This is a genomic window from Paraburkholderia sp. MM5384-R2 (assembly GCF_014201025.1).
GTDB lineage: Bacteria > Pseudomonadota > Gammaproteobacteria > Burkholderiales > Burkholderiaceae > Paraburkholderia > Paraburkholderia tuberum.
The window spans coordinates 39,314-58,736 of sequence record NZ_JACHDI010000037.1 but is presented as its reverse complement, the minus strand read 5'-3'; the positions used below and the strand labels follow the sequence as shown (position 1 = coordinate 58,736).

The 19,423-nt window shown below is 65.6% G+C and carries 16 protein-coding genes; 6 read left to right on the top strand and 10 right to left on the bottom strand.

Features of this window, described 5'->3' with window-relative positions; all coding sequences use genetic code 11:
* Positions 1–122: 122 nt before the first annotated feature.
* From secF to queA, 5 genes are all read right to left on the bottom strand, one after another.
* Positions 123–1,073, bottom strand: a complete 951-nt coding sequence (secF, locus tag HDG37_RS34825) for a protein translocase subunit SecF (protein WP_184055584.1) — start codon at positions 1,071–1,073, stop codon at positions 123–125.
* A gap of 18 nt (positions 1,074–1,091) precedes the next feature.
* Positions 1,092–3,188, bottom strand: a complete 2,097-nt coding sequence (gene secD, locus HDG37_RS34820) for a protein translocase subunit SecD (protein WP_184055582.1) — start codon at positions 3,186–3,188, stop codon at positions 1,092–1,094.
* A gap of 116 nt (positions 3,189–3,304) precedes the next feature.
* A complete protein-coding gene (gene yajC / locus HDG37_RS34815; RefSeq protein WP_184034524.1) occupies positions 3,305–3,634 on the bottom strand; it encodes a preprotein translocase subunit YajC in 330 nt (109 codons plus the stop codon).
* Between the two features lie 195 nt (positions 3,635–3,829).
* A complete protein-coding gene (tgt, locus tag HDG37_RS34810; RefSeq protein WP_184055580.1) occupies positions 3,830–5,020 on the bottom strand; it encodes a tRNA guanosine(34) transglycosylase Tgt in 1,191 nt (396 codons plus the stop codon).
* 114 nt (positions 5,021–5,134) lie between these two features.
* A complete protein-coding gene (gene queA / locus HDG37_RS34805; RefSeq protein WP_184055578.1) occupies positions 5,135–6,193 on the bottom strand; it encodes a tRNA preQ1(34) S-adenosylmethionine ribosyltransferase-isomerase QueA in 1,059 nt (352 codons plus the stop codon).
* 189 nt (positions 6,194–6,382) lie between these two features.
* Here queA and recG point away from each other — a divergent pair, with 189 nt between their 5' ends.
* From recG to ubiA, 6 genes are all read left to right on the top strand, one after another.
* Positions 6,383–8,719, top strand: a complete 2,337-nt coding sequence (recG, locus tag HDG37_RS34800; protein ID WP_184055576.1) for an ATP-dependent DNA helicase RecG — start codon at positions 6,383–6,385, stop codon at positions 8,717–8,719.
* A 102-nt stretch (positions 8,720–8,821) separates the two neighbouring features.
* Positions 8,822–9,781 carry a LysR substrate-binding domain-containing protein gene (locus HDG37_RS34795; protein ID WP_184055574.1) on the top strand — a complete coding sequence of 320 codons (960 nt, stop codon included), beginning with the start codon at positions 8,822–8,824 and terminating at the stop codon, positions 9,779–9,781.
* A 411-nt stretch (positions 9,782–10,192) separates the two neighbouring features.
* Complete coding sequence (locus HDG37_RS34790) at positions 10,193–11,647, top strand: catalase (RefSeq protein WP_184055573.1); 1,455 nt, start codon at positions 10,193–10,195, stop codon at positions 11,645–11,647.
* A gap of 96 nt (positions 11,648–11,743) precedes the next feature.
* Positions 11,744–11,908, top strand: coding sequence for a hypothetical protein (locus tag HDG37_RS34785; protein ID WP_184055571.1), 165 nt, complete (start codon positions 11,744–11,746; stop codon positions 11,906–11,908).
* Between the two features lie 153 nt (positions 11,909–12,061).
* Positions 12,062–12,559, top strand: a complete 498-nt coding sequence (locus HDG37_RS34780; RefSeq protein ID WP_184055569.1) for a Dps family protein — start codon at positions 12,062–12,064, stop codon at positions 12,557–12,559.
* A 233-nt stretch (positions 12,560–12,792) separates the two neighbouring features.
* Positions 12,793–13,656, top strand: coding sequence for a 4-hydroxybenzoate octaprenyltransferase (gene ubiA, locus HDG37_RS34775; RefSeq protein ID WP_184055567.1), 864 nt, complete (start codon positions 12,793–12,795; stop codon positions 13,654–13,656).
* Positions 13,657–13,787: 131 nt separating this feature from the next.
* Here the strand turns inward: ubiA and proC are convergent, their stop codons facing one another.
* The 5 genes from proC to HDG37_RS34750 all read right to left on the bottom strand — a co-directional run bounded on the left by proC (position 13,788) and on the right by HDG37_RS34750 (position 19,414).
* Positions 13,788–14,603: a pyrroline-5-carboxylate reductase gene (gene proC, locus HDG37_RS34770; RefSeq protein ID WP_184055565.1), complete on the bottom strand. Its 816-nt coding sequence runs from the start codon at positions 14,601–14,603 to the stop codon at positions 13,788–13,790.
* Positions 14,604–14,679: 76 nt separating this feature from the next.
* Positions 14,680–15,378: a YggS family pyridoxal phosphate-dependent enzyme gene (locus tag HDG37_RS34765; RefSeq protein WP_184055563.1), complete on the bottom strand. Its 699-nt coding sequence runs from the start codon at positions 15,376–15,378 to the stop codon at positions 14,680–14,682.
* A gap of 36 nt (positions 15,379–15,414) precedes the next feature.
* A complete protein-coding gene (glcF, locus tag HDG37_RS34760; protein WP_184055560.1) occupies positions 15,415–16,641 on the bottom strand; it encodes a glycolate oxidase subunit GlcF in 1,227 nt (408 codons plus the stop codon).
* Between the two features lie 8 nt (positions 16,642–16,649).
* Positions 16,650–17,738, bottom strand: a complete 1,089-nt coding sequence (glcE, locus tag HDG37_RS34755; RefSeq protein WP_184055557.1) for a glycolate oxidase subunit GlcE — start codon at positions 17,736–17,738, stop codon at positions 16,650–16,652.
* A gap of 182 nt (positions 17,739–17,920) precedes the next feature.
* Positions 17,921–19,414, bottom strand: coding sequence for an FAD-linked oxidase C-terminal domain-containing protein (locus HDG37_RS34750; RefSeq protein ID WP_090803097.1), 1,494 nt, complete (start codon positions 19,412–19,414; stop codon positions 17,921–17,923).
* Between the last annotated feature and the right edge of the window lie 9 nt (positions 19,415–19,423).

Sequence of the window (19,423 nt, the reverse complement as noted above, 5' to 3'; positions counted from 1 at the left end):
CATAGTCGATCAACCGATCCGAACCGCCGTGTACGGACCCGTACGCACGGTGGTGTGGGAGGGGTCGGGCCGCGAGGCCTGCCCCTATCCCGATCCGCGCATCCTCAGCGGTTACGCGCGCGTCAAACCTGGGCGCCCGCGTTCGGATCGTCCGGATCGACGCGTTCCTTCTTGTCCTTGATCAGGTCTTCGCGCTTGACGCCGAACCACATGGCAAGAGCCGCGGCGACGAACACCGACGAGTAGATACCGAACAGAATACCGACCGTCAGCGCGAGCGCGAAGTAGTGCAGCGTCGGGCCGCCGAACAGGAACATCGACAGCACCATCATCTGCGTACAGCCGTGCGTGATGACGGTTCGCGACATCGTGCTGGTGATTGCGTGGTTGATCACTTCGATCACGGTCATCTTGCGTTCGCGGCGGAAGGTTTCGCGAATCCGGTCGAAGATAACGACCGACTCGTTGACCGAATAGCCGAGCACCGCGAGCACCGCGGCCAGCACCGACAGCGAGAACTCCCACTGAAAGAACGCGAAGAAGCCGAGAATGATGACGACGTCGTGCAGGTTGGCGATCACGCCGGCGATCGCGTACTTCCATTCGAAGCGGAACGACAGGTAGATCACGATGCCGGCCACCACGCAGGCGAGCGCGAGCAGACCGTCGGTGGCGAGCTCCTTGCCGACCTGTGGACCGACGAACTCGACGCGCTGCAACTGCACTTCCGGCGTGTCGGCCTTCAGCGCGCCCATCACCTGGTCGCTCTGCTGCGCGGACGTGTAGCCCGTCTTCAGCGGCAGACGGATCAGTACGTCGCGCGAGGAGCCGAAGTTCTGCACCTGCGCGTCGGCATAGCCGAGCTTGCCGAGCGTGTTACGCACCGGGTCGAGCGGCACCGCGCCCGGATACTGCACCTCGATCACGGTACCGCCGGTAAATTCCACCGACAGATGCAGCCCGCGATGCACGAGGAAGAACACGGCGGCGAGGAAGGTGATCAGCGAGATCGCGTTGAAGATCAACGCGCGCCGCATGAACGGAATGTCTTTACGGAAACGGAAAAATTCCATGGTCTTGTTCTCCGGGACTCAGCGGGATGAACCCGGTTTTTGCCGCGTCGAGTCATTCGACGTCGGCGTGCCCGGCGCATTGCGGCGGCGCACGGTCGGCTTCGCGCGACCCTTCGCGCCGGCCGCGGCCGGTGCCTTCGAGCTTGCCTTCGCGCTCGCCTTCGCCGTGGCGATGGCCTGCGCGGTGTCGGTCGCGGCGTCGCTGCCGCCGAGGCTGTTGCCGCCGGCGTACGCAGCCGATCCGGCGGCCGCCGCTTGCGGACGCCACACCTGGCCGATGGACAGCGACTTCAGCTTCTTCTTGCCGCCGTACCAGAAGTTGACCAGGCCGCGCGAGAAGAACACCGCCGAGAACATCGACGTCAGTATGCCGATACAGTGGACGATCGCGAAGCCGCGCACCGGACCGGAGCCGAATGCGAGCAGCGCGAGGCCGGCGATCAGCGTGGTCACGTTCGAGTCGAGAATCGTCGCCCATGCATGCGCGTAGCCGTTCTGGATGGCCAGTTGCGGCGGCGCGCCGTGGCGCAGTTCCTCGCGCACGCGCTCGTTGATCAGCACGTTAGCGTCGATCGCCATACCGAGCGCGAGCGCGATAGCGGCGATACCCGGCAGCGTGAGCGTGGCCTGCAGCATCGACAGCATCGCGACCAGCAGCAGCAGGTTCACGGACAGGCCGACCATCGAGATCACGCCGAACAGCATGTAGTACGCGCTCATGAACACGGCGATCGCCGCGAAGCCCCACACGACCGAGTGGAAGCCCTTCTTGATATTGTCGGCGCCGAGGCTCGGGCCGATCGTGCGTTCCTCGATGATTTCCATCGGCGCGGCGAGCGAACCGGCGCGCAGCAGCAGCGCGAGGTCGGCGGCCGCTTGCGGGGTCGGCTGGCCGGTGATCTGGAAGCGGTCGCCCAGTTCCGACTGAATCGTCGCGACGGTCAGCACTTCGCCCTTGCCGTGCTCGAACAGCACCATCGCCATTGGCTTGCCGATGTTGTCACGCGATACCGCGCGCACCGCGCGGCCGCCGGCCGAGTCGAGACGGATATTGACCGACGGACGCTGATGCTCGTCGAAGCCCGCCGACGCGTCGATGATGCGGTCGCCGGTGAAGATCACCTGCTTGCGCAGCAGCACCGGCGTCTGGTTGCCTTGCGTGAAGAGTTCATCGCCCGGCGGCACCGGGTCGTTCGGGTTCGGATGCGTGTTGACCGGATCGGCGAGGCGCGCTTCGAGCGTCGCCGTACGGCCGATGATGTCCTTCGCCTTCGCGGTGTCCTGCACGCCCGGCAGCTCGACGACGATGCGGTCCGAGCCCTGTTGCTGGATCACCGGCTCGGCCACGCCGAGTTCGTTCACGCGGTTATGCAGCGTCGTGATGTTCTGCTTGAGCGCGGCGTCCTGCACCTCGCGCTGCACGGCCGGCGTAAAGGTGCCGACGAGCTGCACGCCGCCGTCCGCGCCGGTGTTCGGCTGCGACGCCCACTGAAGTTCGCTGACGCTGCGGCCGAGCAGCTTGAGTGCCGCGTCCGCCGTGGCCTGGTCGGCCAGATTCACGACCACCGACTGGTTCACGCGATTCACGCCGCCGTCGCGCACGTTGTTGTCGCGCAGCAGCGTGCGCACGTCCGAGGCGTCCGAGTCGAGCTTCTTGTTCAGCGCGCCGGCCATGTCGACCTGCAGCAGGAAGTGCACACCGCCGCGCAGGTCGAGACCGAGGTACATCGGCAGCGCGCGCAGCGCGGTCATCCAGGTCGGCGACGCGCTTTGCAGGTTCAGTGCGACGACGTACTGCGGATCGTTCGGGTCGCTATTGAGCGACTTCTGCAGCAGGTCTTTCACGCGCAGCTGCGTGTCCGTGTCCGTCAGGCGCACGCGGATGTTCGCGTTGATCTGCGAGTTGTCGAACGTGATTGCGGTCGGCTTGATGTGATTGGCCGCGAGCGCGGCTTCGATCGACGCTAGCGTGGCGGCGTCGAGTCTGACCGTGGCCTTGCCGCTCGACACCTGCACCGCCGGCGCTTCGCCGTACAGATTGGGCAGCGTGTACACGAGGCCGATGACCAGAGCCACCAGCATCACGGCGTATTTCCAGAGGGGGTAGCGATTCATGAGTGGTCCAACGGGAAGGTTGGCTTGGCTGCGATGCGTCCGGCGATGAGCGCGGGCCGTTCAGCGAACTGCCTGAACCGCCGGCGAGGCCGCACCGGACGCGGGGAGTGCAGGCCTTACAGCGACTTGATCGTGCCCTTCGGGAGAATTGTCGTGACCGACGCCTTTTGCACGGTGACTTCCGTGCCTTCCGAGATTTCGATGCCGACGTAGGCTTCGCCCACCTTCGTCACCTTGCCGACGATGCCGCCGTTCGTCACGACTTCATCGCCCCTGGCCATCGCTGCGAGCATGTTGCGATGTTCCTTCTGACGCTTCATTTGCGGGCGAATCATGATGAAGTACAGCACGCCGAACATCAGGATCAGCGGCAGGAAGCTCATCAGGTTCGATTCGATACCACCTGCTGCTGCGCCTTGCGCGAAGGCATTGGAAATGAACGACACGTTGGTCTCTCCGTTATCAGTCAAACGATCAAAAAAATCAGCCGATTATTCTACCACCGGCCACACGCGCGCCGGCGCGGCGAATCGGCTTTGCGATCAACCGTTTAAAGGTCCGATTCGGGGCAAATTCAGCGGCCGGCGAAAGTAAATTGTAAGTTGTCCGCGTGCGGCATGCGCAATCCATGTGGCGGGCCGTCAGGACGACGGTTCGACGCCGCGCGCGCGGTCTTCGTGGAAACGCTTGCGGAAAGTGTCGAACAGTTTCGCCTCGATCGCATCGCGCATTTCCTGCATCAGTTCCAGGTAGTAATGCAGGTTGTGGATCGTGTTCAGCTGCGCGCCGAGAATTTCGCCGACGCGATGCAGGTGGTGCAGATAGCCGCGCGTGAAGTTGCGGCACGTGTAGCAGCCGCATTGCTCGTCGAGCGGGCGCAGCGAGTTCCTGTGCGTCGCGTTGCGGATCTTGATGTCGCCGAAACGCGTGAAGAGCCAGCCGTTGCGCGCGTTGCGCGTGGGCATCACGCAGTCGAACATGTCGATGCCGGCCGCGACGCCGGCCACCAGATCTTCCGGCGTGCCGACGCCCATCAGGTAGTGCGGCTTGTCGGCCGGCAGCTTCGGGCCGATGTGGTTCAGGATCCGCATCATGTCTTCCTTCGGCTCGCCGACCGACAGACCGCCGATCGCGAGGCCGTGGAAGTTCTTCTCCGCGAGGCCGGCGAGCGACTCGTCGCGCAGATCCTCGAACATGCCGCCCTGCACGATGCCGAATAGTGCATTCGGATTGCCGAGGCGCTCGAATTCGTCGATCGAGCGTTGCGCCCAGCGCATCGACATGCGCATCGATTCGGCGGCTTCCTTGTGAGAGGTCGGGATGTTGTCGGTCGCGTACGGCGTGCATTCGTCGAACTGCATCACGATGTCCGAGTTCAGCAGCTTCTGGATCTGCATCGACACTTCCGGCGACAGGAACAGCCGGTCGCCGTTGATCGGCGACGCGAACGTGACGCCGTCCTCGGTGATCTTGCGCAGATCGCCGAGCGAGAACACCTGGAAGCCGCCCGAATCGGTCAGGATCGGCTTCTTCCAGCCCATGAAGCCGTGCAGGCCGCCGTGCGCCTCGATGGTTTCGAGGCCGGGTCGCAGCCACAGGTGAAACGTATTGCCGAGGATGATCTGCGCGTGCATTTCGTCGAGCTCGCGCGGCTGGACCGCCTTCACGGTGCCGTAGGTGCCGACCGGCATGAAGATCGGCGTCTCCACCACGCCGTGATTGAGCGTGACGCGGCCGCGGCGCGCGAGGCCGTCGGTGCCGAGCAGTTCGAATCTGAGGCCGTTCTCCGGGCGCTCATGGGCAGGCTGTTGCAAGGGATGACCAAGGGTCATGGGGATCACTCCTGGGCGACCGGAAAACAGTCCGGCGCAATCAATGAAAACCGCCACGAGGGATCGCGGCGGCTAGGAAGACTGCCAATACGCTGAAGCAGTGCTCGAACCGGCTCATGCATCGCGCCGCGTGAGCAGCATCGCGTCACCGTAGCTGAAAAAACGATAGCGCTCGTCGATCGCATGACGGTACGCGGCGCGAATCGTCTCGACGCCCGCGAACGCCGACACCAGCATCAGCAGCGTAGATTTCGGCAAATGGAAGTTCGTGACCAGCCGGTCGACTACGCGGAACCGGTAGCCCGGCGTGATGAAGATGTCGGTTTCCGCGCTCGCCGCGCCGAGCGGATGGCCGGCGGCTTCGGCGTCGCGGGCGGCGGCTTCGAGCGCGCGCAGCGACGTCGTGCCGACCGCGATCACGCGGTTGCCGCGCGCTTTGGTCGCGGCGATCTTGTCCGCGAGCGCTTGCGGCAGGTGATACCACTCGCTGTGCATCTTGTGATCGGCGATGTTTTCGACGCGCACCGGCTGAAACGTGCCCGCGCCGACGTGCAGCGTCAGCGTCGCGCGGTCGATGCCGAGGGCGTCGAGGCGGGCGAGCAGCGTGTCGTCGAAGTGCAGGCCGGCGGTCGGCGCGGCGACCGCGCCCGGGTTCTGCGCGAATACGGTCTGATAGCGGGTTTCGTCGGTCGCGTCGGGGTCGTGCTCGATGTACGGCGGCAGCGGCAGACGGCCGTACTGCTCGATCAGCGTCAGACAGTCGTCGGGGAAATGCAGCGTGTAGAACTGATCGACGCGCTCGCCGACGGTGACGTCGAACGCATCCGCGAGACGGATCGTCGTGCCCGCCTGCGGGCTCTTGCTCGCCCGGATCTGCGCGAGCGCGCTGCGCTCGCCGGTCAGGCGCTCGACCAGCACTTCGATCTTGCCGCCGCTCGACTTCTGGCCGAAGAAGCGCGCCTTCAGCACTTTGGTATCGTTGAAGACGAGCAGATCGCCCGGCGCGAGGCACTCGGGCAGTTCGGTGAAGCGGCGGTCGATCAGGCGCGCGGCGCCGTCGGCGGCGCCTGCGGCGTCCACGTCGAGCAGACGGCTTGCGCTGCGCTCGGGCAGCGCGACTTGCGCGATCAGCTCGGGCGGCAGATCGAAATCGAAATCGGAAAGCGTAAACATGCGAACGACTGGAAGCGGGTTGGGACTGATTTGGGACTGAATTGAGCCGAAGCCGGAGCCGGGCGGCTATGATGGCGGGACGCCGAAGCGGCCCGCGCGCTTTGTGCCGCATCCTGCCTACGCTGGACGCGCGAAGGGCGGCACGACTTCTTTTCGACAGCACCCGATATTGTACTTGCGAAGCAGCCTATGCCTTTGTCCGACCGCCGATCGTCCGTTGCCACCCTCGAAGCGGGCGCCGAACCGCGGCGCCGCGGTGCGCGGGCGGAGGCGGGGGAGCGGGATGCGGCGCAAGCGGGCGCACAAGGCGGCATGATGGCCGCTGGCCACGATGCCGGGCGCGACGGCGACAAGCCCGGCGGCCACGCGGGCGACGCGCCGGATCAATTCGCCGCCGACCACGCGAGCGACGACAAACCCGCCGCCAAAACCAAAGGCGCGGCAAAAGCCGCCGCCAAAGCCCCGGTCAAAACCGCCGACAAGCTCGCCAAACTCGGCCTCACACGCGACATCGACCTCGTGCTGCATCTGCCGATGCGCTACGAAGACGAAACCTCGCTGACGCCGATCGGTCACTTGCTGCCCGGCGGCATCGCGCAAACCGAAGGCGTGGTGTTCGACAATGAGATCGCCTATCGCCCGCGCCGGCAGCTGCTCGTGAAGCTGCGCGACGCCGACGGCGACGAACTCGTGCTGCGCTTTCTGAATTTCTACGGCTCGCAGGTCAAGCAGATGGCGCCCGGCGCGCGCCTGCGCGTGCGCGGCGACGTGCGCGGCGGCTTCTTCGGCATGGAGATGGTGCATCCGACTGTGCGCGTCGTCGATGAAGACACGCCGCTGCCGCAGGCGCTGACGCCGGTCTATCCGAGCACCGCGGGCGTGTCGCAGGCATATCTGCGCAAGGCGATCGACAACGCGCTCGCGCGCACGTCGCTGCCGGAGCTGCTGCCCGCGCCGGTCGCGCGCGCGTTTCTCGAACCGCTCGGTGTGCCGGCGCTGATGGACGCGGTGCGCACGCTGCATCATCCGGGCCCGCAGTCGGACGAAACGGCGCTGATCGACGGCACGCATCCGGCCTGGGTGCGCATCAAGTTCGAGGAGCTGCTCGCGCAGCAGATGTCGCTGAAGCGCGCGCACGACGAGCGGCGCACGCGCGCCGCGCCGGCCATGCCGCGCCGCAAGCTCGGCGACGAGTCGGCGCTGGTCGCGCGCCTGTTGAAGGCGCTGCCGTTTTCGCTGACGGCCGCGCAGCAGCGCGTCGGCGGCGAGATCGCGCTCGACCTGACGCAGCCGCATCCGATGCAGCGGCTGTTGCAGGGCGACGTCGGCAGCGGCAAGACGATCGTCGCGGCGCTCGCCGCCGCGCAGGCGATCGACGCCGGCTACCAGGCCGCGCTGATGGCGCCGACCGAAATTCTCGCCGAGCAGCACGCGCGCAAATTGCGCGGCTGGCTCGAGCCGCTCGGCGTGAATGTCGCGTGGCTCGCGGGCAGTCTGAAGACGAAAGAGAAGCGCGCCGCGATCGAAGCGGCCGCGCTCGGCACCGCGCAGCTCGTGATCGGCACGCACGCGATCATTCAGGACGCGGTCGAGTTCGCGCGCCTCGGACTCGTGATCGTCGACGAGCAGCATCGCTTCGGCGTCGCGCAACGGCTCGCGTTGCGCGCGAAGGCGCAGGGCGCCGCCGACGGCGCGGCCGACTTCCAGCCGCATCAACTCATGATGTCCGCGACGCCGATTCCGCGCACGCTCGCCATGACCTACTACGCGGACCTCGACGTCTCCACGATCGACGAACTGCCGCCCGGCCGCACCCCGATCCTCACGAAGCTCGTGTCCGACGCGCGCCGCGAAGAGGTGATCGGCCGCGTGCGCGAGGCGGCGTTGACGGGGCGCCAGGTGTACTGGGTGTGTCCGCTGATCGAGGAAAGCGAGACCCTGCAGTTGCAAACCGCGGTCGAGACCTACGAGACGCTGGTGGCCGCGCTGCCCGAGCTGAAGGTCGGGCTGGTGCACGGGCGCCTCGCGCCCGCCGAAAAGGCCACGGTGATGGACGGGTTCTCGCGCAACGAGATCCAGCTGCTGGTCGCGACCACGGTGATCGAAGTCGGCGTCGACGTGCCGAACGCATCGTTGATGGTGATCGAGCATGCGGAGCGCTTCGGTCTCGCGCAGCTGCATCAGTTGCGCGGACGCGTGGGGCGCGGCAGCGCCGCGTCGGTCTGCGTGCTGCTCTACACCGGACCGCTGTCGATGACCGCCCGCGCGCGCCTGCAAACGATGCGCGAAACCACCGACGGCTTCGAGATCGCCCGCCGCGACCTCGAAATCCGCGGGCCTGGCGAGTTCCTCGGCGCGCGGCAGTCAGGCGCCGCGATGCTGCGTTTCGCCGACCTGCAGAACGATCAGCACCTGATCGAGCCGGCGCGCGAAGCCGCCGCGACGCTGCTCGACCAATATCCGGACGTGGTCATTCAGCATCTGGCGCGCTGGCTCGGCGCGCGCGAGCAGTATCTGAAGGCCTGAGCGCCGTCCCCGCCGCAAGCACTACGGCTAAAAAGTTGGCGAACCGACCCTATAGGTGTATAACTAGAACCTATCGAATCCATCGGACTGATTGATCCCCGAATGACGCTCACCGAATTGAAATACATCGTGGCGGTGGCCCGCGAGCGGCACTTCGGCCGTGCCGCCGAAGCGTGTTTCGTCAGCCAGCCCACGCTGTCCGTCGCCATCAAGAAGCTCGAAGACGAGCTGAACGTGCAGATTTTCGAGCGCGGAACCAGCGAGGTCAGCGTGACGCCGATCGGCGAACAGATCGTTACGCAGGCGCAACGCGTGCTCGAGCAGACGCTCGCGATCAAGGAAATCGCCAAGCAGGGCAAGGACCCGCTGCTCGGTCCGCTGCGCCTCGGCGTGATCTACACGATCGGACCGTACCTGCTGCCGACGCTCGTCAAGCAGATGATCCGGCGCGTGCCGCAAATGCCGCTGATGCTGCAGGAAAACTACACGCTGAAGCTGATCGAGCTGCTCAAGCAGGGCGAAATCGACGTGGCGATCATGGCGCTGCCGTTTCCCGAAACCGGGCTGATGCTGCGTCCGCTGTACGACGAGCCGTTCGTCGTCGCGCTGCCGTCCGGCCACGCATGGGAAAGCCGCCCGAAGATCGACCCCGACGACCTGAAGCAGGAAACCATGCTGCTGCTCGGCAGCGGCCACTGCTTCCGCGATCACGTGCTCGGCGTGTGTCCCGAGCTGATGCGCTTTTCGCAGAACGCCGACGGCATCCAGAAGACCTTCGAGGGCTCGTCGCTCGAAACCATTCGTCATATGGTCGCAAGCGGCGTCGGCATTACCGTGCTGCCGCGCATGTCGGTGCACGAGGTCAAGCCACATGCGGGCGGTATCGACGCGGGCCTGCTCAGCTATGTCGCGTTCGACGAGCCGGTGCCCGATCGCCGCGTCGTGCTGGCATGGCGCAAGAGCTTCACGCGCATGCCCGCGATCGACGCGATCTGCGACGCAATCGCCGCGTGCGACCTGCCGGGCGTCAAAAAGCTCGATCTGCCCGCCGCCGTCAACTGACTCGCCATCATCCGCAGCCGCGCCGGACCCCGGTGCGGCCTGCCGCAAAAAGGGCGCAAGCCCTATCGAATAGATTAAATTAATCAAATACGAATATTCGATAGATGTTGCTATAGTTTCCTCCACGGATCGCCCGATTCCCTTATTCGATAAGGCTCAGCGCCCAGACCCCGAGTCGGGGCGCGAGACAACTCAGGAGGAAAACACCATGCAAGCGCTTTCACAGCCCATCTACGCTTTTCCCGCGCAACCGGCCACGACGGCCGCCGCGCCGAGTGTCCGTACGATCGCCGTGTCGTTGCTGGCCGACCGGGTGCTGGCCGCCTGACGTGCCTACCCGTGACGGCGTCCGTCGCGCACGGATGCCGCATGCTTTTCCCCCGATTCGATAGAAACCACGCAGGAGTGCCCATGTCCGAACGTAAGCTCACCAATGCCGCCGGCGCGCCCGTCGCCGATAACCAGAACTCGATGACCGCCGGCCCGCGTGGCCCCGTGGTGCTGCAGGACGTCTGGCTGCTCGAAAAGCTCGCGCACTTCGATCGCGAAGTGATTCCCGAGCGGCGCGTTCACGCGAAGGGTTCGGGCGCGTTCGGCACGCTGACGGTGACGCACGACATTTCGCGCTACACGAAGGCGAAGGTATTCGCGCAGGTCGGCCAGGAAACGCCGCTTTTCATGCGCTTTTCGACGGTGGCCGGCGAGCGTGGCGCGGCCGACGCCGAGCGCGACGTGCGCGGCTTCTCGATCAAGTTCTACACCGGGGAAGGCAACTGGGACGTGGTCGGCAACAACACGCCGGTGTTCTTCATTCGCGATCCGCTCAAGTTTCCGGACTTCATTCATACGCAGAAGCGTGATCCGTACACGAATCTGCGCAGCAACGTCGCCGCGTGGGATTTCTGGTCGAGTCATCCGGAGTCGCTGCATCAGGTGACGATTCTGATGAGCGATCGCGGCATTCCGAAGAACTACCGGCAGATGCACGGCTTCGGCTCGCACACGTACTCGTTCATCAACGCGAGCAACGAGCGTTTCTGGGTCAAGTTCCACTTCAAGTCGCTGCAAGGCATCGAGAACTTCACCGACGCGGATGCCGCGCAGGTAGTCGCCAATGACCGCGAAAGCGCGCAGCGCGATCTGGTGAACAGCATCGACGCGGGCAACTTTCCGAAGTGGCGCTTCGCGATTCAGGTGATGCCGGAACCGGATGCGGCAAACTACCGCTTCAATCCGTTCGACATCACGAAGGTGTGGTCGCAGAAGGACTATCCGTTGATCGACGTCGGCACGCTCGAACTGAATCGCAACGCGGCGAACTATTTCGCGGACGTCGAGCAGGCGGCGTTCACGCCGGCGAACGTGGTGCCGGGCATCGGATTTTCGCCGGACCGTCTGTTGCAGGGGCGGCTGTTCTCGTACGGCGATACGCAGCGTTACCGGCTCGGCATCAATCATCACCAGATCCCGGTGAATGCGCCGCGCGTGCCGAACCCGCATTCGTTTCATCGCGATGGCGCGCTGCGCACCGACGGCAATCGCGGCGGCAACGTGAATTACGAGCCGAATCGCTTCGGCGACTTCGTGCAGGACGCGAACGCGTCCGAGCCGCCGCTCGCGGCGGGCGCGGTCGCGCGTTACGAGCATCGCGAGGACGACGACTACTACACGCAGCCGCGCATGTTGTTCGCGCTGTTCGACGACGCGCAACGTGAGCGTCTGTTCGGCAATATCGCGCGACATATCGACGGCGTGCCGCAGGAGATCGTCGCGCGTCAGATCGAGCATTTCCGCCGCGCCGATCCGGCTTACGCGGAAGGTGTGATAGCGGCGCTCGCCACGTTGCGGGAAGGCAGGAACCGCTAGGCGTCATATACGCGATGGATGGTAAAGCAGTGGCAAAGCAATCGACGGCGCGGTGCATTGCTGCGGTCCGTCACGAGACGAACCCGGAGTACGATCATGATTCGGATGATGATGGCGAGCATTGGCGGTCGGGCCGCCGCGCCGAGCATTCAGGCGCAATGGCAGGCGTTGATGTTTCGCAAGGCGCTGGGCTTTGCGATCGTCGCGAGCGGCTTTGCGGTAATCGCCGCGCAGGCGTTGCAACACGCGCTGGGCGGCTGAGCGCCGTACCGCCAGAATGGCTGCGCAGCAAGGCTCTCGGGCACGCGTTGCGCAAACCTTGCGGCATACACGCTACACTGTCGAACGTTTTAATCGTGTTTTCGCTGACCGTCATCTGCCGACCGGTTCGTATCACTCTTCAAAGGAGTCATCATGGCCAGGAAAGAAGCCGCCGCAGCAGTACAGCACGTCAACATCGGGATCAGCGACAAGGATCGCAAGAAGATCGCCGAAGGGCTGTCGCGTCTGCTCGCCGACACCTACACGCTGTACCTGAAGACCCACAACTTCCACTGGAACGTCACGGGTCCGATGTTCAATACGCTGCACCTGATGTTCGAAACGCAGTACAACGAACTCGCGCTCGCGGTCGACTCGATCGCCGAACGCATCCGTGCCTTGGGCGTGCATGCGCCGGGCAGCTACAAGGATTTCGCGAAGCTGTCGTCGATCCCCGAAGCGGACGGCGTGCCGGCCGCGGAAGACATGATCCGTCAGCTGGTCGAAGGTCAGGAAGCCGTGGTGCGCACCGCGCGCGCGATTTTCCCGTCGACGGAAGCCGCCAACGACGAGCCGACCGCCGACCTGCTCACGCAACGCATGCAGACACACGAAAAGACCGCATGGATGCTGCGCTCGCTGCTCGCCTGATTTGGCGCAGCTGAGCCGGTCGAGTCGAGTCCGATGCCGGCGCCGGCATCGCGCGCGCCGTGCTAAAAACGCACAAGCCTCCCTGCACGGGAGGCTTTGTTTTTTGCGTCGCTGCCGCATGACGCACAGATTCGAGCGCGTGGCACTTCGATACGCGGCCGCGCGAATCCTGGGCCGCCGTGCGCTTCCCGTAAAATAGGCGCACCGTGTTCGCACTTCACCGAATTCGTCCCATGTTCGCCCGACTTCCCCTGTATCTGCGCCTCGTGCGCATGGACAAGCCGATCGGCAGCCTGCTGCTGCTGTGGCCGACGCTCAACGCACTGTGGATCGCGTCCGGCGGTCATCCGTCGTGGCAATTGCTGGTGATCTTCACGCTCGGCACGGTGCTGATGCGCTCGGCCGGCTGCGCGATCAACGACTACGCGGACCGCGATTTCGACCGTCACGTGAAGCGCACCGAGAACCGGCCGATCACGTCCGGCAAGATCAATGCGTGGGAAGCGGTCGTGTTGGCAACCGTGCTGTCGCTGGTCGCGTTTCTACTGATTCAGCCGCTCAATGCATTGACCAGGGAGTTGTCGGTGGTCGCGCTGTTCGTCGCCGGCACGTATCCGTTCATGAAGCGCTTCTTCGCGATTCCGCAGGCGTATCTGGGCATCGCGTTCGGCTTCGGCATTCCGATGGCGTTCGCCGCTGTGCAGGATCACGTGCCGCTGCTCGCGTGGGCGATGCTGGTCGCGAATATCTTCTGGGCGGTTGCGTACGACACCGAATACGCGATGGTCGATCGCGACGACGACATCAAGATCGGCATCCGGACGTCGGCGCTGACGTTCGGCCGTTTCGACGTGGCCGCGGTCATGCTGTGCTATGCGGTGACGCTCGGGATTTACGTCGGCATCGGCGTGACGCTCGGGTTTGGTCCGCTGTACTGGCTCGGCTGGGCGGTCGCGGTGGGTTGCGCGATCTATCACTACACGCTGATCCGCCATCGCGAGCGCATGCCGTGCTTTGCCGCGTTCCGTCACAACAACTGGCTCGGCGGCGCGTTGTTCGCGGGGATCGTCGCGCATTACGTGGTGGCTTCGTTTTAATTCGCGTCAGCGCTTTTCTGGCTTCAGACCGCTGCGTTTCTACACGCCGTAGGCGCCTGCCCTGATGAGAAGAAGGACAGTCGCGCTACGGCGTGTCTGTTTCCGCTGTTTCTTTTCGACGCCGGTTCGCGTTACTGCTTGCCGAACTCGTCGCCCATCTCGCGCGCCCGCGCGTCGGCGGCCAGTGCGCCGCGCACGATCGCGTCCTTGATGCCGCTCGCTTCGAACGAGGCGAGTGCTGCCGCGGTCGTGCCGCCTTTGGATGTCACGCGCTCGCGCAGCACGCTCGGCGGCTCGTCGGAATTGGCCGCGAGTTGCGCGGCGCCCGTGAAGGTCGCGACCGCCAGCGCGCGACCCTGCGCTTCGTCCATACCGAGCTGGCGCGCGGCTTCCTGCAGCGCTTCGATGAAATAGAACACGTAGGCCGGCCCGCTGCCCGAGATCGCGGTGACCGCGTCGATCTTCGCTTCGTCGTCGAACCAGACGGTTTCGCCGACCGCGCCGAGCACCTGCGACGCGAGCGCGCGGCCCGCTTCGTCGACGCTGCCGCTGGCGACGAGACCCGTGACGCCCCTGCCGATCAGCGCCGGCGTATTCGGCATCACGCGCACGATGCGGTTGTGGCCAGCGAGCCAGCGCGACATGTCGCCGATCCGAATGCCCGCGACGATGCTGACGACGAGTTGCGACGCGCGCAGATGCGGCGCCAGCGTCCCGGCGACGCTCTTCAGGATCTGCGGTTTCACCGCGAGCACGACCGCGTCGTAGTCGGCGAGCGTGACGTCGGCGGCCGCGCCGGTGCGGATGCCGAATTGCTGCTCGTTGCGCTGGCGCGCGTCTTCGTTCGGATCGACCGCGTACAGGTCCGCGGGCGCGACGCCCCGCTTGATGAGGCCGCCGATCAACGCCGCGGCCATGTTGCCGCCGCCGATAAACGCAATTTTCATGATGGTCCGGGTAGGTTCAGATGAGATGCGGTGAGGGCTTCGCGCAGCCAGGTTCGCGCAAGGCCCGTGGAAATGCTCAGCGCGAATAATCGCGTGCGCCGAAGATCGCGGTGCCGACGCGCACGATCGTCGCGCCTTCGAGCACGGCTGCTTCGAGATCGGCCGACATGCCCATCGACAGCGTATCGAGCGCGAGCCCGTCGTTACGCAAGCGCTCGAATAGCTCGCGCAATTGGCGATGCGGCGCGCGTTGTTCTGCGAGATCGCCGCCCGGTTCGGGAATCGACATCAGTCCGCGCAGCTTCAGCTTCGGCAGCGCGGCGATCTGCTGCGCGATAGCGGCCGCCTCGGCGATGGCGACGCCACTCTTCGACGCTTCACCGCTGACATTGACCTGCAGGCACACGTTGAGCGGCGGCAGGTTGTCCGGGCGCTGCTCCGACAGCCGCTGCGCGATCTTCAGCCGATCGACCGAATGTACCCAGTCGAAATGCTCGGCGACGGGCCGCGTCTTGTTCGATTGCAGCGGCCCGATGAAATGCCATTCGAGCGACGCGCGCAGATCGGCAAGTGTCTGGATCTTGTCGAGCGCTTCCTGCACGTAGTTCTCGCCGAATGCGCGCTGACCGGCCGCATGAGCGGCGCGCACGGCATCGGCGGGAAACGTCTTGGAGACCGCGAGCAGCGTCACGGACTGCGCGTCGCGGTGGGCCGCTTGCGCGGCTCTGGCGATGCGCTCGTGCACGTCGGCGAGATTGTGAGGCAGATCGGACATGGAACGAACCGGTGTTCAGCGAAGACGATGCCCCGATTATACGGACAGCATGTGCTCGACCAATTCGATCCAGTGCGCGACGGGCGTCGACGTACCGCTTTGCAGATGCGCGATGCAACCGACGTTCGCCGACACGATCACCTGCGGCTCCTGCGCCTGCAAACGCTCGAGCTTCTGGTCGCGCAGCGCGTACGACATGCGCGGCTGCAGCAGCGAGTAGGTGCCGGCCGAGCCGCAGCACAGATGGCTGTCGGCGGGCAGGCGCACTTCGACGCCGAGCGCGCCGAGCAGTTGCTCGACCTTGCCGCGGATCTGCTGGCCATGCTGCAGCGTGCAGGGTGGATGAAATGCGACCGTGTGTACCGAGCGGCGGCGCGTGATGGCGACGAGCTGTTCTTCGAACTCGGCCAGGATCTCGGAGACGTCGCGCGTCAATTCGACGATGCGGCGCGCCTTCTCGGCATAGTTCGGATCGAGGCGCAGCAGGTGCGCGTATTCCTTGACCGTCGCGCCGCAGCCCGACGCGTTCATCACGATCGCTTCAACGCCCTGTTCGACGTAGGGCCACCATGCGTCGATGTTCGCGCGCAGGTCGTCGAGCGCTTCGTCGTGGTAGCCGAGGTGCAGGCGGATCGCGCCGCAGCAGCCGGCGTCGGGCGCGATCACCGTTTCGATGCCGAGCGCATCGAACACGCGCGCGGTCGCGATGTTGACGTTCGGCATCATCGACGGTTGCACGCAGCCCGCCAGCATCAGCACCTTGCGTTCGTGTTTTGCGCTCGGCCATTCGAGCGGGTGCTGGCGCGCGGGCACCTTGTCGCGCAGCTTCTTCGGCAGCAGGCCGCGCACGTGCTGACCCAGCCGCATCGCCGGCGTGAAGATCGCGCTGTTCGGCAGCACGCTCGCGAGCAGGCGCCGCATCAGCCGCTGATTGAGCGGACGCTTGACTTTCTCTTCGGTGAGCTTGCGGCCGATTTCGACGAGCCGCCCATATTGCACGCCCGACGGGCAGGTCGATTCGCAATTGCGGCAGGTCAGGCAGCGGTCGAGGTGAACCTGCGTGCTGCGCGTGACCGGCGCGCCTTCGACCATCTGCTTGATCAGATAGATGCGCCCGCGCGGGCCGTCGAGCTCGTCGCCAAGCAGTTGGTAGGTCGGACAGGTGGCCGTGCAGAAACCGCAATGCACGCATTTGTGCAGGATGGCGTCCGCTTCGTTGCCATCGGGCGTATTACGAATGAAGTCCGCGAGGTTGGTTTGCATCGCGTCGCTCAGAAGTCGGAGTAGAGACGGCCGCGGTTGAAGATGCGGGCCGGGTCGAATGCATGTTTGAGGCCGCGATGGATTTTCATCAGCGGCGCGGGCAGCGGTGTGAATACGCCGGCGCTGCGGTCGTAGCCGTGGCCGCTGCGGAAGATGGTCGCGTGGCCGCCGGCCTGTTTCGCGCTGATGCGCACGGTTTGCGCGTCGGTGTCGGTGATCCACCAGCGCTGGCCGCCGCCCCATTCCATCAGTTGCGCGCCGGGCAGCTGCAGCGGCTCGGTGATCGACGGTAGCGCGAGACGCCACAGCGCGGCCTTCGGTGGAATGCCCGCGAAAAACGAATCGGTCTGTTCGCGCAGGCCGGCCCAGAAGCGTTCAGCTTCGACCGCATCGACGACTTCGCCGCCGAGCCCGGTGCGCGCTGCCTTGACCGCGGCTTCCGCGCCGCCCAGGCGCACCGCGAGCGTGCCGTTGCGCCATGCGCTCGCGGTGATCGGCAGCGGCCGGCCGCCCCATTCGTTGAGCTTGCGTACCGCGTCGGTGCCGTTCATGTCGAACTTCAGCGTGGCTTCGACCTGCGGCCGCGGCAGCACTTTGACCGATAGCTCGAGGATCAGCCCGAGCGTGCCGAGCGAGCCCGCGAGCAGCCGCGACACGTCGTAACCCGCGACGTTCTTGACGACCTGGCCGCCGAAGTGCAGCACCTGCCCCTGGCCGTTCATCACGACGGCGCCGAGCACGAAGTCGCGCGCGGCGCCGACGGCCGGCCTGCGCGGCCCCGAAATGCCAGCGGCGATGCAGCCGCCGAAGGTGGCCTGCGGCCCGAAGTGCGGCGGCTCGAACGGCAGCATCTGGTTGTGCTCGGCGAGCGCGGCTTCGATTTCCAGCAGCGGTGTTCCCGCGCGCGCGGTGATCACGAGTTCGGCCGGATCGTACGCGATGATGCCGCGATAAGCGCGCGTGTCGAGGATCTCGCCTTCCAGCGTCTGGCCATACCAGTCTTTGGTGCCGCCGCCGCGGATGCGCAGCGCGCGTCCCTCGGCGCTGGCCGAACGCACGCGTTCGGACCATACGGCGACGATGTCGTCCTCTTCCATGGTGTCCTGCTCGTTGTGTTTCGTTTGATTGTACCGGGCGGCGGCTCGCTGGCAAGCCGGAGCGCACCCGCATGACGGGGCGCGGCATCGGTCTGGAGGGGAGGGCGCAAAGCGCCGCGCAGGCCGCGCCAGCATCAGCGTGGGCGCGGCGAACGGTGGATGCGCGCTGCAAACGCCTGCCGCTAGAAGCGCGGCAGCTCGGGATGAGGTAGCAGCCCGCCGCGCACGTGCATCTTGCCGTATTCGGCACAGCGCGCCCGCGTCGGGATGCCCTTGTCGGGGTTCAACAGGCCGGGCGCGTCGAATGCTCGCTTGACCGCGTGGAACGTGTCGCGCTCTTCGGGCGAGAACTGCACGCACATCGAATTGATCTTCTCGATGCCGACGCCATGCTCGCCCGTCACCGTGCCGCCCAGCTCGACGCAAGCTTCGAGGATGTCGCAACCGAACAACTCGGCGCGATGCCACTCGTCCTGGTCGTTGCCGTTGAACAGGATCAGCGGGTGCATGTTGCCGTCGCCGGCATGGAATACGTTGATGCAGCGCAACTGGTAGGTCTTCTCCATCTCCTCGATGCGCGCCAGCAGCGGCCCGATACTGCGGCGCGGCACGGTACCGTCCATGCAGTAGTAGTCCGGCGAAATGCGGCCGGCGGCCGGAAACGCGTTCTTGCGCCCGGACCAGAAGCGCAGGCGCTCGGCTTCCGTGCGTGAAATCTGGATACGGGTCGCGCCGTGCTCGCGCAGCACCGCGGTCATGCGCACGATCTCGGCCGCGACTTCCTCGGGCGTGCCGTCCGATTCGCATAGCAGGATCGCCGCCGCGTCGAGGTCGTAGCCGGCGTTGACGAACTCCTCGACCGCGCGCGTGGCGGGCTTGTCCATCATCTCGAGGCCGGCCGGAATGATGCCCGCCGCGATGATGCCCGCAACGGCGTCGCCGCCTTTGACGACGTCGTCGAAGCTGGCCATGATGACCTGCGCCGTTTGCGGCTTCGGGATCAGCTTGACGGTGACCTCGGTGACGATCGCGAACATGCCCTCGCTGCCAATCAGCACCGCGAGCAGATCGAGCCCCGGCGCGTCGGGCGCGAGCGAGCCGAATTCGACGATCTCGCCTTCCATCGTGACCGCGCGCACGCGCAGCACGTTGTGCACGGTGAGGCCGTACTTCAGGCAATGCACGCCGCCCGAATTCTCCGACACGTTGCCACCGATCGTGCAGGCAATCTGCGACGACGGATCCGGCGCATAGTAAAGACCATACGGCGCCGCGGCTTCGGAGATCGCCAGATTGCGCACGCCCGGCTGGACGGTCGCGATGCGCGCGTACGAGTCGACTTCGACGATCTTGCGAAAGCGCGCGAGCGATACCACCACGCCGTGCCGAATCGGCATCGCGCCGCCGGACAGCCCGGTGCCCGCGCCGCGCGGCACGATGGGCACCTCGAGGCGATGGCAGATCTGCACGATGCGCTGCACCTGCGATTCGGTTTCCGGCAACACGACCGCGAGCGGCAAACGCCGGTACGCGGCGAGCCCGTCGCATTCGTACGCGACGGTGTCTTCTTCGCGATACAGCAGACAGTGGGTCGGCAACACGGCCATCAGCGCCTGCACGACTTCGCGCTGACGCTGCGCGAGGACTTCGGCCGACAGTTCAGCGGGTGCGTTCATGTGAGTTGT